Below are 21,740 nucleotides of genomic sequence, written 5' to 3' on the forward strand. Positions count from 1 at the left end.
ATGACGCGGCGGTGTCGGTCGGTGACGAAGTGTTGCACGGGGCGGCGGCGCGTTCTCGCTCCCGATGCGCGGCGGCGCTTCTTCTCCTCCCCTTTTGGGGGAGGGGGACCGCGAAGCGGTGGAGGGGGACTGCAAGTCTGCGGGGGTGAGTCAAAGTCCCCCTCAGGCCCTCCGGGGCCAGCTCCCCCAGAGGGGGAGCATCCGGGCGCGGCACATCATCCCTCTCCCCTTGCGGGAGAGGGTGGCCCCGCGGAGCGGGGTCGGGTGAGGGGTCTTGCTGGCCTATCCGCTTCGGAAGCTGGACGGCTGGGCGGAGGCGGAGGGGTCTGAGAGACCCCTCATCCGTCGTCCATGCGGACGACACCTTCTCCCGCAGGGGGAGAAGGACGCCCGCGGCTAGCCGGAGCCGTGGACGGCGGGGCCCGGCGGCTCGGCGGCGCTGGCGTCCTCATCGCCGCCCGTATCGTCCTGGAGATCCTCGAGATCGTTGGCGGCGAGGCCGAGGTCCTGGAGGAGCTGGCGGAGGATGTCTTCGACGGGAGGATCGAGGAAGGCGTCCTCGAAGAAGGCCTCCTCGTCGAGCCAGCGCTTGAGGGTGACCAGCAGGGTTCCGACGTCGTCGCGCTCGGCCTCGGTCCAGATCAGGCGGGAGGCGACATCGCCGACATAGGCCTTGCGGGCCCGCACCTGTTCCTTGCGCACGTCGGCCAGCCAGCGCTCGGCGCGCAAGGCGTCGCGCTCGAAGCGGGCCTCCAGGGCCAGGGTCTGGCGCACGGATCGGGAGAGGCGGTGGAACGAGAGCGCCAGGCGCTCGGTATCTTCCGGGGTCTCGGCCTCGACCGCCAAGCCGTGCAAGCGGCGGGTCAGGTCCATGCCGAGATCGGCGAGTTCCTCGAGCATCCGGCCTCGGGCTTGTTTCCTGTCCTCGGCGGGGCTCGACATGAACAAAAAGAGAACATAGGTCGAGGCTGGAGTCAAGGATTTTGGGGTCTGCGAGGGAGTCGAAGTCCCCCTCAGGCCCTCCGGGCCAGCTCCCCCAGAGGGGGAGCATCTGGGCTCGGCCACGCCTCACCTCCCGCGTCTTCCCCGCCCTTGTGGCGGGGATCCCTGGGGCGGCCGGGCTGTGGGCGCCTCGGAGAGGTCCGGGAGGCCGAGAGAGGGATCCTAGGCACGGGGCCTAGGAAGGCGATGGGGAGGGAAGACAGGGCGTGGGACGTGCTGTGAGGGCACCTAAGGCAGGGCATCCCTAGCGCGCAGGAAGTCGGCTCCACAGCGCGAGCATCGCAGTTCCGGGTAGCCGGGATTCATGCTGAGCGGGAGTGACTTGGTATCGAAGACGGACTTTCCGCAGACGTCGCATCGCGTCCGCCAGAACAGCCAATAGCGAAGGGCGAGGCTGCCGAACACAAGCACGATGAAGAGGTAGTTGCGCTGGTTGAGCCCCACGATGAACAGCGCGAGCGTTGCGACATTCGTCGCGATCGAGGTCAGGAGCGCGCGTCGGAAGGTCATCCACCCAGAGTCCCGGCAGGCGCCGCTTCGCCGCGGACATATTCGCAACGGCGCTGACGCACGACTATCTCGCCTCAGGGTAGACTACTCGCCGCTTGCTCGCCAATGTTTGGGCTGTGGGCAAGCTGGGGCGCGAGCATGTGGTCGGCGGGGACGAGGCTGGAGGGGGCTAAGGCCCTCAACGCGGTGGAGATGCACGACGCTCAGCTCGTCAGCCAGACGGTCGACTACGAGGCGGGCACGGCTGTGCTGATGCTGCGGGTCTATGAGGGTGGGGCCGCGCCGAAGCGCCGTCTGTGCCGGCTGGAGTTCAGCGGGGTCGAGGCGATCAACCAGATCGCCGACCTTGCGCTGCTGAAGCGCAACGCCTCGGCGGGAAACATCAACGCCTGGCGCGTGCATGAGCGCCCGCGCAAGACCTACATCGACCTGACCGAGGGCTGTATCGAGGTTGCAGCCCGATCGGTCAGGCTGACCGTGGTCGAGGTGGGGTGATGGGAGGCTTCGACATGACGATGCCGCGCCGCTTCGCCAAGCTCCGGAATACGACGCTCGCCGACGTCGAGACGCCGGACTACGTGGAGATCACCTATGCGGCCTGCGCCGTCGAAGAGGCGGCCTGCGGGTGGGGCGGCTGGATGATCGAGGGCGCCTGCCGGCATGTGCAGGGCCAGCGTTTTCCCACGGCGTCCGGGGACGAGCCGTTGCCGGCCGCTTGCCAGCAGATGTGCCCGAACTGCGGTGGGACGACGTTCCGCGCGAGCGCCTCGTTGAGAGTGGGGCCGGCTCCCATGCCGGATGCGTAGCGTGAGGTTGGCCAGCCGTCACATCGGCGACTGGGATGTGGTGCCTGCTTGGCGGGATCGGGGATTGAGTAACCTGACACTGTAATTACCCTCCGCTCGTCTTCCCCGCCCTTGTGGCGGGGATCCCTGGGGCGGACGGGCTGTGGGCGCCTCGGAGAGGTCCGGGAGGCCGAGGGAGGGATCCTAGGCACGAGGCCTAGGATGACGGGGAGATGGCGCGGGCGCCAACACAAAACCCCTCCGGCGGACCGGGCCGTGAGGGGCCGCGGCGCCTAGTAGCCCTGGATGCGGGCGTAGCGGTCGCGGTGGTGGCCCTGGGAGCCGAAGGCGGCTTCGCAGGCGCGGGCGCGCTTGAGGTAGAAGCCGGCGTCGTGGGCGTCGGCGCTGCGCGCGGAGCGCACGCGCTACCGACCGGGCGACGTCGTTTGATATCGGCCTAGAGCGTCCGTCATTCTGCGGGCGAACTCGCTCTGATCCTGGCCTTCCTCTGCACCCCCTGGAAGCGACGTCCACTGACCGTGAAGTGCGCCAGCGATTTCGCTGTAGCGATTGGGATCACGCAAGTCCGACGCCAAGTCGCGGCCGCCGGTGGCGTGGCCATAGGTGTCGGAGGCCAGGTACCAGGCGCCCATGTCCTGGTTGGCCGGCGAAAAGTCCGTGAGGTCCGGGTGCGCCCGCGTCAGGCCCTCCCAAGTCGGGGCGATGATCTGGTAGCGCCCCGCCGCGCTGGACAGGCGACCAAGGTCGCGGCTGTAGAACGGCAGGTGGTCGATGGGCGCGGGCGGCATGAAGTCTGCTCGTCGGGGCGGTGCGTGCATGAAGTATCACCCCACGGGAGGCTTGGCCGACAGCTCCCACAAAGGAGAGCCGGCTTCTCGGCGCTCCGCCTTGCCCCTTGTCACCGTCATCCTCGCCCTTGTGGCGGGGATCCATGGGACGGCTGGGCGTCGTACCGTTGGGACAGATCGGGGTGGTGGAGGCATGGATCCTAGGCACAAGGCCTAGGATGACGGGTGTGAGTAGTGCTACCGACCACGTCCCCTGGCGTTCCGAGCGGCGCTTCAGCTTGGGTCCCCCGGATCGGCCTGTGGCCGACCGGAGGACGACGGGGGAGCAGGGCGGCGCGGCTCCCAAGGCACTGTTTGCCGAAGGCCGCGCTACGGCTTCCAGCCGGCCGGCAGTTTGGCGAGTTCGGCCGGGGTCGCCCAGGCCAGGTGGTAGATGTCGCCGGGCTGCGGCTCGTAGACGGTGACGATGCGCAGCACCCGCTTGTCCGGGGCGAGCCAGTAGGCCTCGCAGAACCCGGCCCCCGTGCCGGCGCAGGACTTGATCTCCGGGAGTGGCAGATCGGCGGCGCAGGCGCCCGAACCGTCCGGCGCCGGCGCCGTGGAGCAGGTCGAGAACACCTCGCTCGACGCATGCGTCGGCTTGAAGCCGAGCCGGATGAGGGCTTGGCGCGCGGCGAGGTAGGTCTTCGGCAATCTCGGGATGTCCGCCGCCGGCGCCGGCGGGATCGCCAGGAGCCCCTCGGCGGTGAAGGGCGGTCTGGCCGCCGTCACCACGGGGGCCGGGCCGGCGGTGGTCTCCACCACGAGGTACCGGCGCCAGCCGTCCGTGTCCTTGTGCAGGAAGAGGGCCCGGCAAGGCGCCGGCTCCCCGGACGGACAGCTCAGCTCCGGGAACGACGGGTGCGGGGACTCCACCTGGTCGAGGGCCGGCGTCATGCCCTGGCTCAAGAGGGCCCGACGGGCCTCGGCGTAGGGCGCGCCGACGGCCGGCGAAGCGGCGGCCCTGGCCGGTTCGGCCGCGGCGACGGGCCTGGACGGCCCGCAGGCGGCGAGCGGGGCGCCCAGCGCCGCCGAAAGCGCCAGCGCGACCGCGCCCGTCGCGATCGATACCGGCCGTCTCGTCACGGGCGCTGCTTCAACCTCGGTTGGTCGGGACAACTGGAAATTGATCGTGCGGCGGCCGTTCGGTCAATCCCCGCGGCGCGGGCGAGGGGCGCGTTCGAAGGATGAAGCGCATAGCAAAAGCCCCTCCGGCGTTTCCGCCGGAGGGGTTCTGAAGTCCTAGCCCTGCATCGCGCCCCCGGCGGACCGGGGGCGGGCCGCGGCGCCTAGTAGCCCTGGATGCGGGCGTAGCGGTCGCGGTGGTAGCCCTGGGAGCCGAAGGCGGCTTCGCAGGCGCGGGCGCGCTTGAGGTAGAAGCCGGCGTCGTGGGCGTCGGTCATGCCGATCCCGCCGTGCATCTGCACCATCTCGTTGGAGACGAGGTGGAAGGTGTCGCCCATCTTGGCCTTGGCCAGGGAGACGAGCTCGGGCACGTCCGGGCTGCCGGCGTCGATGGCCTGCAGGGCGGCCTCGACGGCCGAGCGGGCCAGCTCCAGGTCGGTGAACATCTTGGCCGCGCGGTGCTGCAGGGCCTGGAAGGAGCCGATCACCTGGCCGAACTGCACGCGGGTCTTCAGGTAGTCCAGCGTGGTCTCGAAGGCCTGGACGGCGGCGCCGAGCATTTCGGCGGAAACGCCGGCGCGGGCGCGGTCGAGGGTGGCCTCAAGCACCGGCCAGCCCTTGCCTTCCTCGCCGAGGAGTTCGGCTTCGGCGCCGTTGAACTCGATGTTCGCCACGCCGCGGCTGTCGGCCAGCTTCAGGGCCTGCTTGGTGACGCCGGCCGCGTCGCCCTTCACCAGGAAGAGGCTGACGCCGTCGGTGTCGCCCGGCTTGCCCGAGGTGCGGGCGGAGACGACCAGCAGGCCGGCGGCCGGGCCCTCGATGACGAAGGTCTTCTTGCCGGTCAGCTTGTAGCCCGAGCCGGCCTTCTCGGCCTTCAGGGCGACCTTTTCCGGGGCGTGGTGCGGACCTTCGTCCACGGCCAGGGCGCCGACCACCGAGCCGTCGGCGATCTTCGGCAGCCATTCGGACTTCTGCGCCTCGGACCCGCCGAGGATCAGGGCCGAGGCGGCGGCCAGGCCCGAGGCCAGCAGCGGCGAGGCGGTGAGCGTGCGGCCCATCTCCTCCAGGATCAGGCCCATGGAGAGGTAGCCGAAGTTCGATCCGCCGAACTCCTCGGGGATGATCACCCCGGCCCAGCCCATTTCAGCCTGCTCGTTCCAGGCGTCGGCGTCGTAGCCCAGCGGGGCGCCGCTATCGCGCATCTTGCGGAAGGCGGTCACCGGGCTCTTTTCCTGCACCCAGCTCTTCGCCGCGTCGCGCAGCATGCTCTGTTCTTCGGTCAGAACGGCCATGTGTCTTGGTTCCCTTTGAATATCTCGAATGGTGTCGTTGGCCGGGTCCGCGCCCGCCGTCGCGGCGAGCGGGCCCCTAGTGTCACTTGCTTTGCGTCAGGTCAGGCAAGCCCAGGATGCGCTTGGAGATGATGTTGTTCTGCACTTCCTGGGAGCCGCCGTAGATCGTGAAGGCCTTGCCGCCCAGCCAGCCGCGGACGGCCGCCAGCTCGGCGCCGGTGAAGGCCTCGCCCTCCCAGCCCAGGCCCTGATGGCCCATGATCTCCAGGGTCAGCTCGGCCTTGTCCTGCATCCAGCGGGTGCCGGCGTTCTTCATGATCGAGGTGGCGGTGGAGGGGCCGGAATTGCCCTTGGCCTCCTGCATGGCGCGCACGGCGGTCTGCTGGAAGGCGCGGCCCTCGATCTCGTTCATGATGATGCGGGTGCGCAGGTCGATGTCGGCGATGCGGCCGGCCTCGTCCACGCCCACGTACTCCTTGGCCAGATCGACCAGGCCGCGGGCTCCGCCGCCGCCGCCGCCCGCGCCGGACAGGCCGGAGCGTTCATGCTGCAGGAGGCGCTTGGCGATGGTCCAGCCGCCGTTCAGCGGGCCGACCAGGTCCTTCTTCTCGGCGCGGGCGTCGGTGAAGAAGGTTTCGCAGAAGGGCGAGTTGCCGGCGATCAGCTTGATCGGACGGGTCTCGACGCCCGGCTGGTGCATGGTGAAGAGGACGAAGGAGATGCCTTCGTGCTTCTTGGAGGTGTCGGTGCGCACCAGGCAGAAGCACCAGTCGGCGTATTGCGCGCCGGAGGTCCAGATCTTCTGGCCGTTGATGATGTAGTGGTCGCCCTTGTCCTCGCACTTGGTCGAGAGGCTGGCCAGGTCCGAGCCGGCGCCCGGCTCGGAGAAGCCCTGGCACCACTGGATGTCGCCGCGGCAGATCGGCGGGATGTGCTCGGCCTTCTGGGCGTCGGTGCCGTACTCGAGCAGGGTGGGCCCGAACATCATCACGCCCATGCCGCCGATCGGGTTGTAGGCGCCGGCGCGGGCGAACTCCTGCATGACCACGCGGCCCTGGGCGGGGGCGAGGCCGCCGCCGCCGTACTGGGCCGGCCAGGTGGGGGTGCCCCAACCCTTCTCGCCCACGGCCTTGCGCCAGGCGGCCTGGTCCGGCGTTTCCGGATTGCCGCGCTCCTCGCGCATCATGGGATTGGGCTTGCCCTTCAGGGCGGGGGGGAAGTTGGCTTCCACCCAGCTTCGCACCTCGGTGCGGAAGGCGTCGATGTCGCCGCCGAAATCAGCCATTTGAAAAGGTCTCCTTGAAAATCGAAGTCGTCGTCCCTGTCGGCATAGGCGACAAGGCGGCCCGGGAAAACAGGCCGTGAGAGTCACGGTCCCCCTCAGTCGCTCCGCGACAGCTCCCCCAGAGGGGGAGCATCCTGCGCCGGCGCTTCCAGATCCTCCCCCTCTGGGGGAGGTGGCCCGGAGGGCCGGAGGGGGACCTTGAACCTGCCATCCGCGCCGGCCCTCAGTGCGCCTGGGTCAGGTCTGGCAGGCCCAGGATGCGCTTGGCGATGATGTTGTTCTGCACCTCGTTGGAGCCGCCGTAGATCGAGCCGGCCTTGCCGCCCAGCCAGGTCCGCACGGCGGAAAGCTCGTCGGCGTCGAAGCCCTCGCCCTCCCAGCCCAGGCCCTGGGCGCCCATGACCTCCAGGGTCAGTTCGGCGCGGTCCTGCATGATCTTCATGTTGGCGTTCTTCATGATCGAGGTGGCGGCCGAGGGACCGGAGTTGGTCTTGGCCTCCTGGGCGGCGCGGCGGACCGTCTGCTGCAGGGCGCGCGCGTCGATCTCGTTCATGATGATGCGTGTGCGCAGGTCCAGGTCGGCCAGGCGGCCCTGGTCGTCCTCGCCCACATAGGCCTTGGCCGTGATCCCCAGGCTGTCGGCCCGGCCGCGGGCGCCGGCGCGTCCGCCCATGCCCGAACGCTCGTGCTGCAACAGGCGCTTGGCCACGGTCCAGCCGCCGTTCAGCGGGCCGACGAGGTTTTCCTTGGGCACCTTCACGTCGGTGATGAAGGTCTCGCAGAAGGGCGAGTTGCCGGCGATCAGGCGGATCGGACGGACCTCCACGCCGGGCTGATGCATGGAGAAGACGACGAAGGAGATGCCCTCGTGCTTCTTGGTGGTGTCGGTGCGCACCAGGCAGAAGATCATGTCGGCCCACTGCGCGCCGGAGGTCCAGATCTTGGAACCGTTGACCAGGAAGTGGTCGCCCTTGTCCTCGGCGCGGGTCTGCAGGCTGGCGAGGTCCGAGCCGGCGCCCGGCTCGGAGAAGCCCTGGCACCAGCGCACCTTGCCGGTGACGATGTCGGGGATGTAGCGCCGCTTCTGCTCTTCGGTTCCGTATTCCAGCAGGGTGGGGCCGAACATGTTCACGCCCATGCCGACGATGGGATTGACCGCGCCGATGGCGGCCATCTCCTCGGCCAGCACGCGGGCCTCGGCGGGGGTGAGGCCGCCGCCGCCGTAGGCCTTCGGCCAGGTGGGCACGCCCCAGCCCTTGGCGCCCATGCGCTCCTTCCACGCCGCCAGGTCGCCCGTCGGCTTGTCCGGACTGAGGATCGCGGCCTCCAGGGCGGGCCGATCACCGGCCAGCGACTTGGGAAAATTGGCGCCGAGCCACTCGCGGGCTTCGGCGCGGAAGGCGTCCAGATCGGCGCCGCCGAAATCGGCCATCAGAAAATCTCCCTAAAAATCAAAATATTATATCTCTTTATAGCATAAAGTATGGTCCTGGTGGAGTCCGCCCTACTTCGGATCGGGCAGACCCAGCACGCGCTTGGAGACGACGTTGAGGTTGATCTCCGAGGTGCCGCCCTCGATGGAGTTGGCCTTGGCCCGCAGCCAGGCCCGGACGGCGCCCAATTCCTGGCCCTCGAAGCCCTCGCCGTCCCAGCCCAGGCCCTGGTGGCCCATCAGCTCGATCATCAGCTCGGTGCGCTCCTGGGCGATCTTGGCGCCGGCGTACTTCATGATCGAGGTGGCGGCCGAGGGGCCCTGGTTGGACTTGGCCTCGTCGGCGGCGCGCCGCACGGTGAGCTGGAAGGCGCGGTTCTCCATCAGGTGCTCGGTGATGCGCCGGCGAAGGTCGGAATCGGCGAGCCGGCCGGTCTCGTCCAGGCCGACATAGTCCTTGGCCGCCTCGTCCACCCGCTTGGCCGCCTGGGCGGTGGCCAGGTTGCCCGAGCCGAGGGCCGCGGAGATGTTGTCGCGCTCGAACTGGAGCAGGCGCTTGGCCACCGTCCAGCCGCCGTTCAGCGGGCCGAAGAGCTGGTCCTTGGGGACCGTCACGTCGGTGAAGAAGGTCTCGCAGAAGGGCGAAGTGCCGTTGATCAAGAGGATCGGCCGGACCTCGACGCCCGGGGTCTTCATGTCGATCAGGAGGAAGCTGATGCCCTCGTGCTTCTTGGAGGTGTCGGTGCGCACCAGGCAGAAGCACCAGTCGGCGAGGTTGGCGCCGGAGGTCCAGATCTTGGAGCCGTTGACCAGGTAGTGGTCGCCCTTGTCCTCGGCGCGGGTCTGCAGGGAGGCCAGGTCCGAGCCGGAGCCGGGCTCGGAATAGCCCTGGCACCAGCGCACCTCGCCCTTGATGATGCCGGGCAGGTGCTGGGCCTTCAGCTCGGGCGTGCCGTACTCGATCAGGGTGGGGCCGAACATCATCACGCCCATGCCGCCGATCGGGTTGCGCGCGCCGATCTTGGCCATCTCCTCGGAAAGCACGCGGGCTTCCTGGCGCGACAGGCCGCCGCCGCCGTATTCGGCCGGCCAGGTGGGCGTGCCCCAGCCCTTGGACCCCATGGCTTCGCGCCAGGCCTTGGCGTCGGCGCTCTCCGTGGCCCCCATGGCCGAAGCCTGCTGGGCCGCCGGATCGGCCCGCAGGGCCTTGGGGAAGTTCGCCTCGAGCCACTCGCGCGCCTCGGCGCGGAAGGTCTCCAGGTCGCCGCCGAAATCAGCCATCGCAATCGCCTCCCAATATTCTTAAATGAAATCGCTTACTTAGGATCGGGCAGGCCGAGCACGCGCTTGGCCACCACATTGAGGTTCACCTCGGAGGTGCCGCCCTCGATGGAGTTGCCCTTCGAGCGCAGCCAGCCGTGCACGGCGGTGAGCTCGGCCGGGGTGAAGCCCTCGCCCTCCCAGCCCAGGCCCTGGGAGCCCATCAGCTCGACCATCAGCTCCGAGCGTTCCTTGGCGGATTCGGCCGCGGCGTACTTGATGATCGAGGTGGTCGCGCTCGGCCCGTTGCCCGCCTTGGACTCGGCCGCCGAGCGGGCGATGGTCTGGTAGAGGCAGGCGAAGTCCATCTTGTTCTTGGTGACGCGCATGCGCAGGTCGTGATCGGCCGTGCGGCCCTGCTCGTCCTCGCCGAGGTAGGTCTTGGCGAGCTGGCCAAGGTCGCCCGCCGCGCCGCCGGCGCCGCCGCCCGAGCCGAAGCCGCCGGAGATGTTCTGGCGCTCGTACTGGAGCAGGCGCTTGGCGATCTCCCAGCCGCCGTTCAGCCGGCCGACCATGTTCCCCTTGGGCACCTTCACGTCGGTGAAGAAGGTCTCGCAGAACGGGCTTTCGCCGCTGATCAGCTTGATCGGCCGGGTCTCGACGCCGGGCGAGGCCATGTCGATCAGCACGAAGGAGATGCCCTCGTGCTTCTTGGAGGTGTCGGTGCGCACCAGGCAGAAGCACCAGTCGGCCTTGTCGGCGTAGGAGGTCCAGATCTTCTGGCCGTTGATCAGCCAGTGGTCGCCCTTGTCCTCGCACTTGGTCTGCAGGCCGGCGAGGTCGGAGCCCGCGCCGGGCTCCGAATAGCCCTGGCACCAGCGGATCTCGCCCTTGATGATCTTGGGCAGGTGCTCGCGCTTCTGCTCCTCGTTGGCGTATTCCAAAAGGACCGGACCCAGCATCCAGACGCCGAACGAGGCGAGCGGGGTGGCGTAGCGGCCGGCCGACAGCTCCTTGTCCAGGGCGCGGGCCTCGGCGGCCGAGAGCCCGCCGCCGCCGTACTCCTTGGGCCAGGTCGGGGCGGTCCAGCCCTTCTCGGCCATGCGGCGCATCCAGACGATCTGCGGATCGCCGCTGCCGGCGAACTTGCGCCCGCCCCACATCGCCTCGGGATCGCTCGCGGCGTTCGGGCCGCGCAGCTCCGCCGGGTAGTTGGCCTCCAGCCAGGCGCGCGCCTCGGCGCGGAAGGCGTCCAGGTCTCCGCCGCCAAAGTCGGCCATGGCGTGCTCCCTCCAGGAAAACGGGGTCGAAAGGTCGCGCCACCTTAGCGTCGGCGCCCGCCAGGGCAAGCGTGATCGAACAACTGTTTGAGCGCTCAGGGCTCGCGCTCTCACGGCAAAATCAAGTTATAGCTGCGTCGGTTCCGCCCCGCTGGGCTCAGAGACGGTCCCCGATGCAGATCGCGCGCGAACTGAAGCCGGCCGCGCTGGCCGCCGCCCCGATCACCGCCGCCACCCTGACGCTGCTCGTCGGCGTGATGCTGGTGGCCTCGGCCGCCACGCCCTCGGTGCCGGTGCGCCTGATGTGGCTGATGAGCGTGGCGCCGGTGGAGCTGATCGAGGTCAGCCACTTCGTGTCCAGCGTGCTCGGCCTGGCGCTGGTGCTGCTGGCCTTCGGCCTGCGCGCGCGGCTGGGGGCGGCCTGGGTGGCGACGCTGGCGGTGCTGCTGGCCGCCGCGCCGCTGACCCTCTTGAAGGGCGTCAACTGGGAGGAGACCGCGGCCCTGCTGGTGGTGGCCGCCGTGATCGCGCCAATGCACGAGGCCTTTCCCCGGCGCGCGCAACTGACCCAGATGCAGATCACCCCCGGCTGGTTGCTCTCGGCCTCGGCGGTGGTGATCGGCGCGGGGCTCCTGGGCCTATGGTCGTTCGAGCACGCCGACTACGCCGACCAGCCCTGGTGGCGGGTGATGGTGGACGCCGACGCCGCCCGCGCCGTGCGCGACTGGGCCGGCGCGGCCCTGGCGCTGTTCGCCTTCGGCGTCTGGCGGATGCTGGCCTCCACCGCCACGCCCAAGGTGGCCGGCGAGGAGGACCCCGACTTCGAGCGGGTGCGGGCGATCCTGGCCAAGGCCGAGACCGCCGATCCGGGCTCGAACCTGGCGCTTCTGGGCGACAAGCGCTTCCTGTTCTCGAACAGCGGCGAGAGCTTCCTGATGTTCGGCGTGCGCGGCCGCTCCTGGGTGGCGCTGGGCGCGCCGGTGGGGCGCAGGGGCGAGCGGCTGGAGCTCTTGTGGCGGTTCCGCGAGCTGGCCGACGCCCACGCCGCGCGGCCGGGGATCTATGCGCTGGGCGCCGAAGACCTGCCCGACGTGGTGGAGCTGGGCTTCTCCATCCAGAAGGTGGGCGAGTCGGCCGCCGTGCCGCTGGAGAGCTTCACCCTGGAAGGGCGCAAGCGCGGCAACCTGCGCCGGGCCTGGCGCAAGGCCGGCGAGGAAGGGGCGAGCTTCGACGTGCTGGCGCCGGGCGAGGCGGGCGCGGCGATGGGCGAGCTGCAGGCCGTGTCGGACGCCTGGCTGGCCCACCACGCCGGCGGCGAGAAGGGCTTTTCCATGGGCGGGTTCCACGCCCGCTACGTGGCCGAGTTCCCGGTGGCGGTGGTGCGCTCCGAAGGCAGGATCGTGGCCTTCGCCACCCTGTGGACCACGGCGGCGAAGACCTCGTTCTCCATGGACCTGATGCGCTACGCCGACGACGCGCCGAAGAACATCATGGACTTCCTGTTCGTCGAGCTGATCGCCTGGGGCCGCGAGCAGGGCTACCAGGCCTTCGACTTCGGCATGGCGCCGCTGGCCGGCCTGGACGACCGGCCGCTGGCGCCGATCATGTCGCGGGTGGGGCGCCTGGCCTTCGAGCGCGGCGAGGAAATCTACAATTTCCAGGGCGTCTATCGCTACAAGGACAAGTACGACCCGGTCTGGCAGCCCCGCTACATCGCCGCGGCCCACAAATGGGCGATCCCGATCCTCCTGGCCGACGTGGGCCTGATGAGCTCCGGCGGGGTGGCCGGTTTGACCAAGCGGCCGAAGCGGGAGGAGGGGGAGTAGGGGGTGGTCCGCGCGAGTTGACGGAACTCGACATCGTCGCGCCGGCGGATTGGAAATGAGACGCGCGCATTGCGAATGCCTTCAGCGGGATCGTGGATGCTCGCTGATGGACTAGAAAAGGCAAAGCAGGCCGGATGAACAGCGCCGCTTCCGCGCTCCTAGCGCTATGCGCGGGCATCGCTATGAGCACCCTCGCCGGCAGCGCGCACTCCAGCCCGCCCGCCGCAAGCGGCAGGCGCCAACTAACATCGAGTGAGTTGCATCGGCTCTTTGAGCACGGCGCACGACTCAGGATCACGCCTCCGGGTCGCTTTCATGGTCCCTTTTCGGATGAATATTTCTCTGCCGATGGACGATACATCGGCTGCATGGGCGCTCCAATAGTTCATGGTAATTACTACTATTTAGGCCGAAAAATCTGCTCCGTCGCCCACGGAAGCAATATTTGTCGACTATTTTCGCTTGATGAAGACGGTCAATACTATGAAACTCCCATATTTCACAAGGAGAGCTGGAGAACGGGCCCAATTCCCGTCACGATCACGTTTGAGGTTATGAATTCAGCTTGCGAACCGGAGCGCCATTGACGAGCAAGGAAACTGTTCTCGCTGCGCTGGAATTCGGCGTCGTTGATGACAACGCAAGGACGCTGGCCGACTGCAATGGACATTCTGCTGTCGCTTGCCGGGTTGGTCGCCATCACGGTGGCCGCGATCGACCATTCACCGGTCTGGATCGTGATCGCCTTAGGCATGTGGGTGGTCGGGGTAGCCCTGGTCAGGCTGGCCGCTGGCGCCGATCATGTCGCGGGTGGGGCGCTTGGCCTTCGAGCGCGGCGAGGAAATCTACAATTTCCAGGGCGTCTATCGCTACAAGGACAAGTACGACCCGGTCTGGCAGCCCCGCTACATCGCCGCGGCCCACAAATGGGCGATCCCGATCCTGCTGGCCGACGTGGGCCTGATGAGCTCCGGCGGGGTGGCCGGTTTGACCAAGCGGCCGAAGCGGGAGGAGGGGGAGTAGGGGGTGGTCCGCGCGAGTTGACGGAACTCGACATCGTCGCGCCGGCGGATTGGAAATGAGACGCGCGCATTGCGAATGCCTTCAGCGGGATCGTGGATGCTCGCTGATGCGCTTGCCGCAAGCTGACCTTTGGGCGGACTGCAATGGGCTCATGGCGGACCTTCGGAACGTCCGCTCAGGGTGCCATCGACCGCACTTGGGCAGTCGACGAAACCGCCCGATAGGAGGTCAGACGACCGGCTTAAATTTTAGGCCGCGGAGGCAGGGCCGCGCTCATTCTCGACGTAGTTGAATGGCGCGTTCCCGAGGTCCGCAGATGCGGCGCATGTGAGGCTTGGTGAAGGGTGGCGCGCACGGGACGACCAGCTTGGTTGACGGCAAGCGCAATTCGGCTAGGCCCATAGGCTTGCCGGGGCAGATCGAGGGGGCGACCGTGATGCTTATTCGTTTTGGCTCCAGACACCGCCGAACAGCCGACCGAGAAACGTGCAAGCGAGCCGGGCATGTCTTTCCGATCGAACGCCGTGGCGTGCTCGCGGGCCTGTCGACCATGGCGGGCGCGATGCTGCCAGGGGTGCGATCTGCGAGGGCCGCCACCCGCGGCCGGGTCCGCCCAGGCATGGCGGGGTGGCCGACCGAGGGAGAGTGGGCAGGCCTGCGCCGCGATCTCGTGAACAGGCTCGAACCTGTCAGATTGCCCGCCGCCAGTCCCTCGGACCTCCCAAGATTGCTGAGAAATCCGTACTTTATCGGCGATCAGCCGGGGCTGACTCAGTCGTCGGGGTGGGTGGACGCCTGGACGTCGGCCCCGAGCGCCTATGTGGTGAAGGCCAGGGACGCCGCCGACGTGGCGAAGGCCATAGGCTTCGCCTCGGCCCATCGCCTGCGCCTGGTGGTCAAGGGCGGAGGCCACAGCTACCTCGGCGGCTCCAGCGCGCCGGACTCGCTGCTGGTCTGGACGCGCGACATGGACGCCATTCAGTTGCATGACCGTTTCGTTCCGTCGGGTTGCTCGACGGCGCCGACGCCTGCGGTCTCGGTGGGGGCTGGCTGCCTGTGGGGACATGTCTACGACGCGGTGACGACGCGGGCGGGACGCTACGTCCAGGGGGGCGGGTGCGCGACGGTCGGGGTCGCAGGTCTCGTCCAGGGCGGCGGCTTCGGCAATTTCTCGAAGGCCTACGGGCTGGCGGCGGCGGGGCTCCTGGAAGCTGAAGTCGTCACGGCCGACGGCCAAGTCCGAGTCGTCAACGCTTCTCGCGACCCGGACCTGTTCTGGGCCCTCAAGGGCGGCGGCGGCGGCACGTTCGGCGTCGTCACGCGGCTCACGCTTCAGACGCACGACCTGCCGCCGACTTTCGGCGCCTTCAGGTGGACCCTGGCGGCCAAGTCCGACGACGCGTTCCGCCGGCTCCTCGCCCGGTTTCTCGAGGAATATTCGACTAACCTCTTCAATCCCCACTGGGGCGAGCAGGTCCGTGCGACCGGGGACAACCGCCTCATCGTGGAGATGGTGTTCCAGGGGCTCGATCGGGAAGCGGCGGTTTCCGCATGGCAGGGGCTGGCCGAATTCGTCGCGGCAAGTCCTCAGGACTTCGAAGAAGTCTCGCCGCGCCTCGCCGTCGTCCTGCCGGCGCGAAACTTCTGGGACGCGGCCTACCTGAAAGCCAACTTGCCCGGCGCGATCACCAGCGACGATCGGCCCGGGGCGGACCCCGGGAACTGGTGGTGGACTGGTGACGGCGCGCAGGCGTGGAGGTGTTGGCATGGCTTCTCCTCGGCGTGGCTCCCGACGACTCTGCTGCGCGGCGACGGACCGGCGCGGCTGGCGCGGTCGTGGTTCGCCGCCAGCCGCCACTGGTCCACGGCGCTGCATTTCAACAAGGGCCTCGCCGGCGCTTCCAAGGCGACCCTCGCCGCCTCCCGGGACACGGCCATCAACCCCGAAGTGCTGGACGCCTTCGCCCTGGCGATCATTGCGGGCGACGGCCCTTCGGGCGGAGCGGGGTTGCCGGAGCCGGACCTCGTCAAGGCGCGGAAGGACGCCGTGAGCATCCGCACGGCCATGACCGAGCTCAGGACGGCCGCGCCGGATGCCGGCTGCTACCTCTCCGAGATGGACTACTTCAATCCGGACTGGCGGCGCGCGTGCTGGGGCGCGAATTGGGATCGGCTCAGCCGCATCAAGCGGCGCTACGACCCGGACGGGCTCTTCATCGTGCACCACGGCGTCGGCAGCGAGGCCTGGAGCGAGGATGGATTCGCTCGCGCGCGGACAGGCTGAGGCCGCCACCCCGAGCGAGTGGTCATCTCATCATCCGTCATCTCCCGGTCGGGCGCAGGCCGATCCAGGGGGCGGGCCGGACGGCAGGGAGAGCCCGGCGGGTTCCCTGGAGGGGATAACGCCGTTAGCCTGGGGGCTTCCAACCCTCAGGAGACCGGAGCCCTCAAGGACGATGACCGACCTCGACCCGACGACGCCGACCCGCCGGATCGCCTCGCCCCTCGCCGCCCTCATGGGGCTGCTCATCGCCTGGTTCGCCTGGCCGGCCTGCGCCTCGGCCGAGGCGATCCTGATCCGCGACGTGCGGATGCTGGACTTCAGCGGGCCCACGACCGAGGTCACGCCGCACGCCTCGGTGCTGGTCGACGGCGACCGGATCGTGGCGGTCGGGCCCGTCGAGGCGGTGGAGGCGCCGGCCGGCGCGCGGATCGTCGAGGGCGCCGGGCGCACCCTGACGCCGGGCCTGACCGACATGCACGTGCACATCTGGGACGAGGGCGTGCTGGGGGCCTACCTGTCGTACGGGGTGACCACGGTGCGCAACGCCTCGGGCATGGCGTTCAACCTGGCGATGCGCGACGCGGTCGCCGCGGGCGAGCTGGAGGGGCCGCGGATCATCACCACCGGGCCGATCCTGAACGGCCACGGGCCGAACGCGCAGATTCACCACATGCTGGTGGACACGCCCGATCAGGCGCGCGCGGCGGTGCGCTGGCAGCACGCGGCCGGCTTTCGGCGGCTGAAGCTCTATTCGAACCTGTCGCGGCCGGCCTACGAGGCGATCCGCCAGGAGGCCGAGGCGCTGGACATGACCATCATGGGCCACCCGGTGGAGGGGGTGCGCGAGCCGGGCATGCCGCACGACAAGCCCTTCAACATCGCCTTCGAGGAGCTGCTGGACGACGGCTTCGTCACCATCGAGCACATGGAATCGATCGTCTGGCACGGGCTGCGCGACGAGCTGGACGAGGGCAAGGCCCGCGCGCTGGCGCGCAAGATCGCCGCGTCCGGCACGCCGGTCGATCCGACGCTGCTGGCCTATTACAGCCTGTTGCGCACGGCGCAGACGAAGGGGGCCTATCTGGAGCGGCCGGGCACGGAGATGCTGAACCCGTTCGTCCATGCGCAGGAAGGCGCAGAGCGGGAGCGCTGGTCGGGCGAGGACGCGCAGGCGGCGGCCCGCTACTTCGCCTTCTACCAGCGGGCGACGAAGATCTTCGCCGAGGAGGGCGTGACCCTGGTGGCGGGCACCGACGCCGGCATCTTCGTCAACATCCCCGGCAAGTCGCTGGAGACCGAGCTTGGGCTGCTCACGGGGGCGGGGCTGAGCCCGCACCAGGCGCTGCAGGCGGCGACCTGGAACCCGGCCGTGGTGCTGGACGAGGCCGACCGGACCGGGCGCATCGCGCCGGGCTATCGCGCCGACCTGCTGCTGCTGGCCGAGGACCCGCTGGCGGACGCGACCGCCGCCGCCCGGCCGGACGCGGTGGTGGCCGGCGGCCGGTTCTATTCGGCGCAGGCGCTGGCGGCCCTGCGCCAGGGCGCGCGGCCGTCGCTGGAGCGGACGCAGAAGAACCTGATGGCCGGGCTGGCGGCGCAGGCGGCGGCGTTCTGACTTAGAGCGCCTTGGGGCCCTGGGCGCGCAGGGTGACGCCGACGACGGCGAGGCTGGCGCCGATGAGGACGAGGTTCACGGCGGCGAACAGGCCGAGCAGCCACAGGGCGCCGGACCAGAGGCCGGCGAAGATCGCCGCGTCGAGGATCAGGTCGGCGACCCCGGTGATCACCAGCCAGGCCATGCGCCCGGAGTGGCGCCCGACGGTGGCGGCCATCAGGAACGAGGTGATGGCGTCGGCGAAGAAGAAGGCGCCGATGACGACGGTCAGGGAGAACAGGCCGAGGAGCGGCTTGGCCAGCAAGAGGAAGCCCGCGGCCAGGGCCAGGGCGCCGATCAGCAGCGACCAGACGAAGCCGGGGCCGCGGTGGGTGAGGCTGGAGACCAGCCGCACCCCGCCGGCGAACATGTAGACCCAGCCGACGATCGCGGTGACCGCGAGGGCGGAGATGAGCGGGGCGAGGGCGGCGATCAGGCCCAGCGCCATCAGCACCAGCCCCTCCATCAGGAGCACCCACCACGGCGCCTTGCCGAACAGGATCGCCGCTCGCGGCGGCTGGGCGGCGGTCTGGTCGGTGGTCATGGCCGGCTCCTGGTTGTCGCGTGCGTCGGGGCGAGCCCTACCGCTTGGCCCTTGACGACAGGGCGGCGACCTCGGCTGGCGTGAGCTTGCGGATCGAGGTGACCGGATAGCGCTGCGGGCCGATCGGGCTCGGCACGATGACCGTAGCGTCAAGGCCCGAGCAAATCCAGGAACTGCCGTGCGACTTCAGCGCGATGCGCTCGGTCCACTTGATGTCGGGGCTCGGGGAGAAGAGCTTCATCTGATAGACGTCGTTCGCGCCGACGTGGATGTTCACCGTCTCGTCGTCGACGGGGCTGAAGCCGTTGATGCTGCGCGCCCAGAAGCATTCCTTGTTCTTGGCCGGCTCGGTCTTCGCGGCGTCGGGCTTGGCCGCCGGCTCGGCGGCCGCGGTGGTGGCCAGGGCGCCGGCCAGGGCGGCGGCGGCGAGGGCGGCGAGCGGGGTGCGGGGTTTCATCGCAGACCTCCTGCAAGGGGCGACGGCGCCATCGCCGTCGGCCTCATCAACGCGCCGCGGCTCGGCAAGTGGCTGTCGCCGATCTCACAAGTTTTCCAGACACGGCTTCTTACGGCCCGCGCCCGCAACGGGTCCGGCCGCCGGCCCGTTAGGCAGGGGCGGGCGTTGGGCGCGGGCTTCGGACGGAAGGCGCCGAACATGTCTGAGGGTGCGATCGCTGCGGCCGCCGGGGCCGAGCCGACCAAACGCGACTTCATCCACATCATGGCCGGGGCGATGGCCGTGGGCCTTGTGGGCGGGATCGCCTGGCCGTTCATCGACGAGATGAACCCCTCGGCGGACACCCTGGCCCTGGCCTCCATCGAGGTGGACTACGGCAAGACGCCGCTGGGCCAGCAGATCGTGGTGAAGTGGCGGGGCAAGCCGGTGTTCATCCGCCACCGCACGCCGCAGGAGATCGCCGAGGCGGTGGCGGGCGATTCCGCCGACCTGAGGGACCCGGCGCGCGACGAGGACCGGCACAAGCCGGGCATGGCCGAGTGGCTGATCGTCATCGGCGTGTGCACCCACCTGGGCTGCGTGCCGACCTTCGGCGGGGGCAAGTACCATGGCTGGTTCTGCCCCTGCCACGGCTCGGTCTACGACACCTCCGGCCGGATCCGCTCGGGCCCGGCGCCGAAGAACCTCTACCTGCCGGACTACAGCTTCCTGTCGAAGAGCAAGGTGAAGATCGGCTGAGGCGGGCGGGCCGGCTAGATCTTGCCGGCCACGCGGTCCCAGAACTCGGCGCGGTCGTTGGTGCGCGGGAACGGCGTGTCCGGCGCCGGCGCGCCGAGGAAGCCGCAGAGCGGGCCCCAGCCTTCCTTGACCTGGTAGACCAGGAGCCGGTCGGCGGGGATCGCGGCCTTGACCGCTTCATTGTGGGCGTCGAACGCCTTGGCCAGGCCCGCGGCGTCGAGGCCGGTCGGGAAGCCCGACTTGGCGATGACGGCGCTCGCCATGTCGAACCAGGGCCGCATCTGCGGCGGGACCTGATCCGGCGCCGAGAGGAGCCGGTAGATCGTCGCCGAGAAGCTGTCGACCCAGCTCTCGGCGCTGCGGACCGTCAGGACGAACCTGGCGTCGGGGTAGGCCGTGCTCAGTTCACGGAAGAAGCCGGCGGTCGGCCAGTCGACCGCGCCGCCGTAGCCGGCGAAGATCGCCTCCCAGTCCGCGCGCCCCTGGACGGCGGCGGCCCACAGCGGAACCTGCGCGGGCTGGTCGTGGAGGACCTCCTCCATGTGGTGGCAAGGCCCCAGCCCCAGCTCGTTGATCGCCAACTTCAGGGAATAGGTGCCTGTGCGGCCGACACCCGCGCCGATGACGCTCAGTCCCATGGTCTCCACCCCGCCGCTTTTTAGTTTTCTCGACCATGACTCGTCTAAGTGGCTTTTGCGACAGGCAAATTCGGGCCGGGCCGCGCGAAGCCGGCGGGCGATCGCGCGAGGGGGCGCGAGCCCCTCTCGACATTTCCGGCCGCCGCCCCGAGCATCCGGCCATGGAGCCGCTCTTCCGATTGCCGAGCGCGGTCCGGCGCGATCCGGCCGTGGACGCCTGGTTCGACCGGGGCGAGGCCCTGCGGGGCGTGGTCCGGCCGTGGTTCGAGGCGATGCGCGATTGCGGGCCCGACGTGCGCGAACTGGTCCACGACGGCCACCCGACGGCGTGCGTGGGGGACGCGGCCTTCGCCTATGTGGGCGCCTTCACCGCCCATGCGAGCGTCGGCTTCTTCTTCGGCGCGTCCCTGGACGATCCGGCCGGGCTGCTCGAGGGCGCGGGCAAGCGCATGCGCCACGTCAAGCTGCGCTGGGGGCGGCCGGTCGACGAAGCCGCGCTGAGGGCGCTCATTGCGGCGGCCTATCGGGACCTCCGGCAGCGCCTCGCCGAGGAGGCGTAGGGGTGGCGAGCCGCCGCTCCTCTAGGCTCGAGCCATGACGGATTCGCCGAGGACCGTGAGGATCGCGGCCGCCCAGACGCCGGTGTTCTGGGAGGACGTCCCGGGCGCGCTCGCCTGGCTGGCGGAGACCGCCGGCCAGGCCCGGGCGGCGGGCGCGCGGCTGCTGTGCTTTCCCGAGGGCTTCCTGCAGGGCTACCTGACCGACGGCGAGGCCGCCCGGCGCCAGGCGCTCGACCTGTCGTCGGCCCGCTTCGCCGACCTGATGGGCCAGCTTCCCGAAGACGCGCCGACGATGGTGGTGGGCCTGATCGAGCAGGCGGGCGCGGACCTCTACAACACCGCCGCGGTGATCAGGGACCGGGCCGTGATCGGGCGCTACCGCAAGCGGCGTCTGTTGAGGAGCGAGGCGTGCTTTCGGCCGGGGGATGAGGCGCCGGTCTTCGAGGTCGAGGGCCTGCGGTTCGGGATCAACATCTGCTTCGACAGCAACTTCCCCGAGGCGGCCGCCAGCGTGGCCGCGCAGGGCGCCTCGCTGCTGGTCTGCCCGGCCAACAACATGCTGCCCAGGCCCGCCGCCCTGGAATGGAAGGACCGGCACAACGCGGTCCGCGGCGAGCGGTGCCGCGAGACCGGCCTGTGGGCGGTGTCGGCCGACGTGACCGGCGCGCGGGAGGACCGGATCGCCTGGGGGCCGACGGCGGTGCTGACCCCCGACGGCGAGGTGGCGGCGCACCTGCCGCTGGATGCGCCGGGCCTGTTGGTGTTCGACGCGCCGGTGGGCGATGGGCCGCGCCGACCCGCCGCGCCCTAATGGCCGGTGGTCACGCCCAGCAGGTTCACGGCGTGGACCAGCATCATCAGGAGCACCGCCGCCGAGGTGACCATGATCAGCCGCCAGGGCACGAGCCGGGGGCCCCTGTGCGGATCGGGCGGACGCGCGCCGCGCCAGCCGCTGACAAGGGCGACGACGAGCATGGCCGCGCCCACGGCGAGGGTGACGAAAAGGTCCATCGCGCCCGCCTAGAGCAAAGGCCGGCGCCGCGCCAGCGGCCATCGGCCGCAGGGGATTAATCCGCCGTTAACCATAACGCGCTTTGGCTGCGCTATAGGCCTCGGCGACGTTCGGCTCATCCACAGGTGATCGGCCTGGACCCAAGATATTGTGTTAACGGCGCGTTTACACCCCAGGAATCGGTG

The 21,740-nt window shown here is 69.6% G+C and carries 23 protein-coding genes and 1 pseudogene; 9 read left to right on the forward strand and 15 right to left on the reverse strand.

All coding sequences use genetic code 11. From position 1 onward, the window contains the following. Positions 1 to 396 precede the first annotated feature (396 nt). Together ACE3TA_RS14165 and ACE3TA_RS14170 are read right to left on the reverse strand one after the other, a co-directional pair. Positions 397 to 900 carry a hypothetical protein gene (locus ACE3TA_RS14165; RefSeq protein WP_374574747.1) on the reverse strand — a complete coding sequence of 168 codons (504 nt, stop codon included), beginning with the start codon at positions 898 to 900 and terminating at the stop codon, positions 397 to 399. Positions 901 to 1,230: 330 nt separating this feature from the next. Beyond that, a complete protein-coding gene (locus ACE3TA_RS14170; protein WP_374574749.1) occupies positions 1,231 to 1,512 on the reverse strand; it encodes a hypothetical protein in 282 nt (93 codons plus the stop codon). Between the two features lie 138 nt (positions 1,513 to 1,650). Between ACE3TA_RS14170 and ACE3TA_RS14175 the strand changes: the two genes are divergently transcribed. Next, the gene (locus ACE3TA_RS14175) at positions 1,651 to 2,007 is read left to right on the forward strand and encodes a hypothetical protein (protein WP_374574751.1); all 357 of its coding nucleotides are present in this window, start codon (positions 1,651 to 1,653) and stop codon (positions 2,005 to 2,007) included. 14 nt (positions 2,008 to 2,021) lie between these two features. Then, on the forward strand, positions 2,022 to 2,318 hold the full coding sequence (locus ACE3TA_RS14180; RefSeq protein WP_374574753.1) for a hypothetical protein: 297 nt from the start codon (positions 2,022 to 2,024) through the stop codon (positions 2,316 to 2,318). A gap of 272 nt (positions 2,319 to 2,590) precedes the next feature. Here ACE3TA_RS14180 and ACE3TA_RS14185 read toward each other — a convergent pair whose 3' ends face one another. The 8 genes from ACE3TA_RS14185 to ACE3TA_RS14220 form a co-directional block, all read right to left on the reverse strand. Continuing rightward, positions 2,591 to 2,719 carry a hypothetical protein gene (locus tag ACE3TA_RS14185; protein ID WP_374574755.1) on the reverse strand — a complete coding sequence of 43 codons (129 nt, stop codon included), beginning with the start codon at positions 2,717 to 2,719 and terminating at the stop codon, positions 2,591 to 2,593. 3 nt (positions 2,720 to 2,722) lie between these two features. Continuing rightward, a complete protein-coding gene (locus ACE3TA_RS14190) occupies positions 2,723 to 3,106 on the reverse strand; it encodes a hypothetical protein (RefSeq protein ID WP_374574757.1) in 384 nt (127 codons plus the stop codon). A gap of 369 nt (positions 3,107 to 3,475) precedes the next feature. Continuing rightward, positions 3,476 to 4,231, reverse strand: a complete 756-nt coding sequence (locus ACE3TA_RS14195) for a hypothetical protein (RefSeq protein ID WP_374574758.1) — start codon at positions 4,229 to 4,231, stop codon at positions 3,476 to 3,478. Positions 4,232 to 4,434: 203 nt separating this feature from the next. Then, positions 4,435 to 5,562 (reverse strand): acyl-CoA dehydrogenase family protein, encoded by a 1,128-nt coding sequence (locus ACE3TA_RS14200; RefSeq protein WP_374574760.1) that lies wholly within the window; start codon positions 5,560 to 5,562, stop codon positions 4,435 to 4,437. Between the two features lie 82 nt (positions 5,563 to 5,644). Continuing rightward, positions 5,645 to 6,847 (reverse strand): acyl-CoA dehydrogenase family protein, encoded by a 1,203-nt coding sequence (locus ACE3TA_RS14205; RefSeq protein WP_374574762.1) that lies wholly within the window; start codon positions 6,845 to 6,847, stop codon positions 5,645 to 5,647. A 223-nt stretch (positions 6,848 to 7,070) separates the two neighbouring features. Then, positions 7,071 to 8,279: an acyl-CoA dehydrogenase family protein gene (locus ACE3TA_RS14210; RefSeq protein ID WP_374574764.1), complete on the reverse strand. Its 1,209-nt coding sequence runs from the start codon at positions 8,277 to 8,279 to the stop codon at positions 7,071 to 7,073. Positions 8,280 to 8,351: 72 nt separating this feature from the next. Beyond that, positions 8,352 to 9,560: an acyl-CoA dehydrogenase family protein gene (locus ACE3TA_RS14215; RefSeq protein WP_374574766.1), complete on the reverse strand. Its 1,209-nt coding sequence runs from the start codon at positions 9,558 to 9,560 to the stop codon at positions 8,352 to 8,354. A gap of 35 nt (positions 9,561 to 9,595) precedes the next feature. Further along, positions 9,596 to 10,819: an acyl-CoA dehydrogenase family protein gene (locus ACE3TA_RS14220; protein WP_374574768.1), complete on the reverse strand. Its 1,224-nt coding sequence runs from the start codon at positions 10,817 to 10,819 to the stop codon at positions 9,596 to 9,598. Positions 10,820 to 10,992: 173 nt separating this feature from the next. Here ACE3TA_RS14220 and ACE3TA_RS14225 point away from each other — a divergent pair, with 173 nt between their 5' ends. After that, on the forward strand, positions 10,993 to 12,645 hold the full coding sequence (locus ACE3TA_RS14225) for a GNAT family N-acetyltransferase (RefSeq protein WP_374574770.1): 1,653 nt from the start codon (positions 10,993 to 10,995) through the stop codon (positions 12,643 to 12,645). 499 nt (positions 12,646 to 13,144) lie between these two features. Here the strand turns inward: ACE3TA_RS14225 and ACE3TA_RS14230 are convergent, their stop codons facing one another. Continuing rightward, positions 13,145 to 13,399 (reverse strand): hypothetical protein, encoded by a 255-nt coding sequence (locus ACE3TA_RS14230; RefSeq protein ID WP_374574772.1) that lies wholly within the window; start codon positions 13,397 to 13,399, stop codon positions 13,145 to 13,147. Positions 13,400 to 13,431: 32 nt separating this feature from the next. On the opposite strand from ACE3TA_RS14230, the pseudogene ACE3TA_RS14235 reads away from it, so the two are divergent. The 3 genes and pseudogenes from ACE3TA_RS14235 to ACE3TA_RS14245 form a co-directional block, all read left to right on the forward strand. Further along, positions 13,432 to 13,668 (forward strand): annotated as a pseudogene (locus tag ACE3TA_RS14235) (phosphatidylglycerol lysyltransferase domain-containing protein); the annotation flags it as partial. Positions 13,669 to 14,395: 727 nt separating this feature from the next. After that, on the forward strand, positions 14,396 to 15,952 hold the full coding sequence (locus ACE3TA_RS14240) for an FAD-binding protein (protein ID WP_374574774.1): 1,557 nt from the start codon (positions 14,396 to 14,398) through the stop codon (positions 15,950 to 15,952). 172 nt (positions 15,953 to 16,124) lie between these two features. Continuing rightward, positions 16,125 to 17,567, forward strand: coding sequence for an amidohydrolase family protein (locus ACE3TA_RS14245; RefSeq protein WP_374574776.1), 1,443 nt, complete (start codon positions 16,125 to 16,127; stop codon positions 17,565 to 17,567). A 1-nt stretch (position 17,568) separates the two neighbouring features. Here the strand turns inward: ACE3TA_RS14245 and ACE3TA_RS14250 are convergent, their stop codons facing one another. Next, positions 17,569 to 18,150 carry an HdeD family acid-resistance protein gene (locus tag ACE3TA_RS14250; RefSeq protein ID WP_374574778.1) on the reverse strand — a complete coding sequence of 194 codons (582 nt, stop codon included), beginning with the start codon at positions 18,148 to 18,150 and terminating at the stop codon, positions 17,569 to 17,571. Between the two features lie 37 nt (positions 18,151 to 18,187). After that, positions 18,188 to 18,607: a DUF6491 family protein gene (locus tag ACE3TA_RS14255; RefSeq protein ID WP_374574780.1), complete on the reverse strand. Its 420-nt coding sequence runs from the start codon at positions 18,605 to 18,607 to the stop codon at positions 18,188 to 18,190. Between the two features lie 198 nt (positions 18,608 to 18,805). On the opposite strand from ACE3TA_RS14255, the gene petA reads away from it, so the two are divergent. After that, complete coding sequence (gene petA / locus ACE3TA_RS14260; protein WP_374574782.1) at positions 18,806 to 19,345, forward strand: ubiquinol-cytochrome c reductase iron-sulfur subunit; 540 nt, start codon at positions 18,806 to 18,808, stop codon at positions 19,343 to 19,345. 14 nt (positions 19,346 to 19,359) lie between these two features. Here petA and ACE3TA_RS14265 read toward each other — a convergent pair whose 3' ends face one another. Continuing rightward, positions 19,360 to 19,983, reverse strand: a complete 624-nt coding sequence (locus ACE3TA_RS14265; RefSeq protein WP_374574784.1) for a sulfotransferase family protein — start codon at positions 19,981 to 19,983, stop codon at positions 19,360 to 19,362. Between the two features lie 179 nt (positions 19,984 to 20,162). On the opposite strand from ACE3TA_RS14265, the gene ACE3TA_RS14270 reads away from it, so the two are divergent. Next, positions 20,163 to 20,543, forward strand: a complete 381-nt coding sequence (locus tag ACE3TA_RS14270) for a DUF1801 domain-containing protein (RefSeq protein WP_374574786.1) — start codon at positions 20,163 to 20,165, stop codon at positions 20,541 to 20,543. Between the two features lie 34 nt (positions 20,544 to 20,577). After that, complete coding sequence (locus ACE3TA_RS14275) at positions 20,578 to 21,354, forward strand: carbon-nitrogen hydrolase family protein (protein WP_374574788.1); 777 nt, start codon at positions 20,578 to 20,580, stop codon at positions 21,352 to 21,354. Here the strand turns inward: ACE3TA_RS14275 and ACE3TA_RS14280 are convergent. Beyond that, on the reverse strand, positions 21,351 to 21,554 hold the full coding sequence (locus ACE3TA_RS14280; protein ID WP_374574790.1) for a hypothetical protein: 204 nt from the start codon (positions 21,552 to 21,554) through the stop codon (positions 21,351 to 21,353). The genes ACE3TA_RS14275 and ACE3TA_RS14280 overlap by 4 nt on opposite strands. Positions 21,555 to 21,740 lie beyond the last annotated feature (186 nt).

The sequence above is a fragment of the Phenylobacterium sp. genome, assembly GCF_041916435.1.
Lineage (GTDB): Bacteria > Pseudomonadota > Alphaproteobacteria > Caulobacterales > Caulobacteraceae > Phenylobacterium.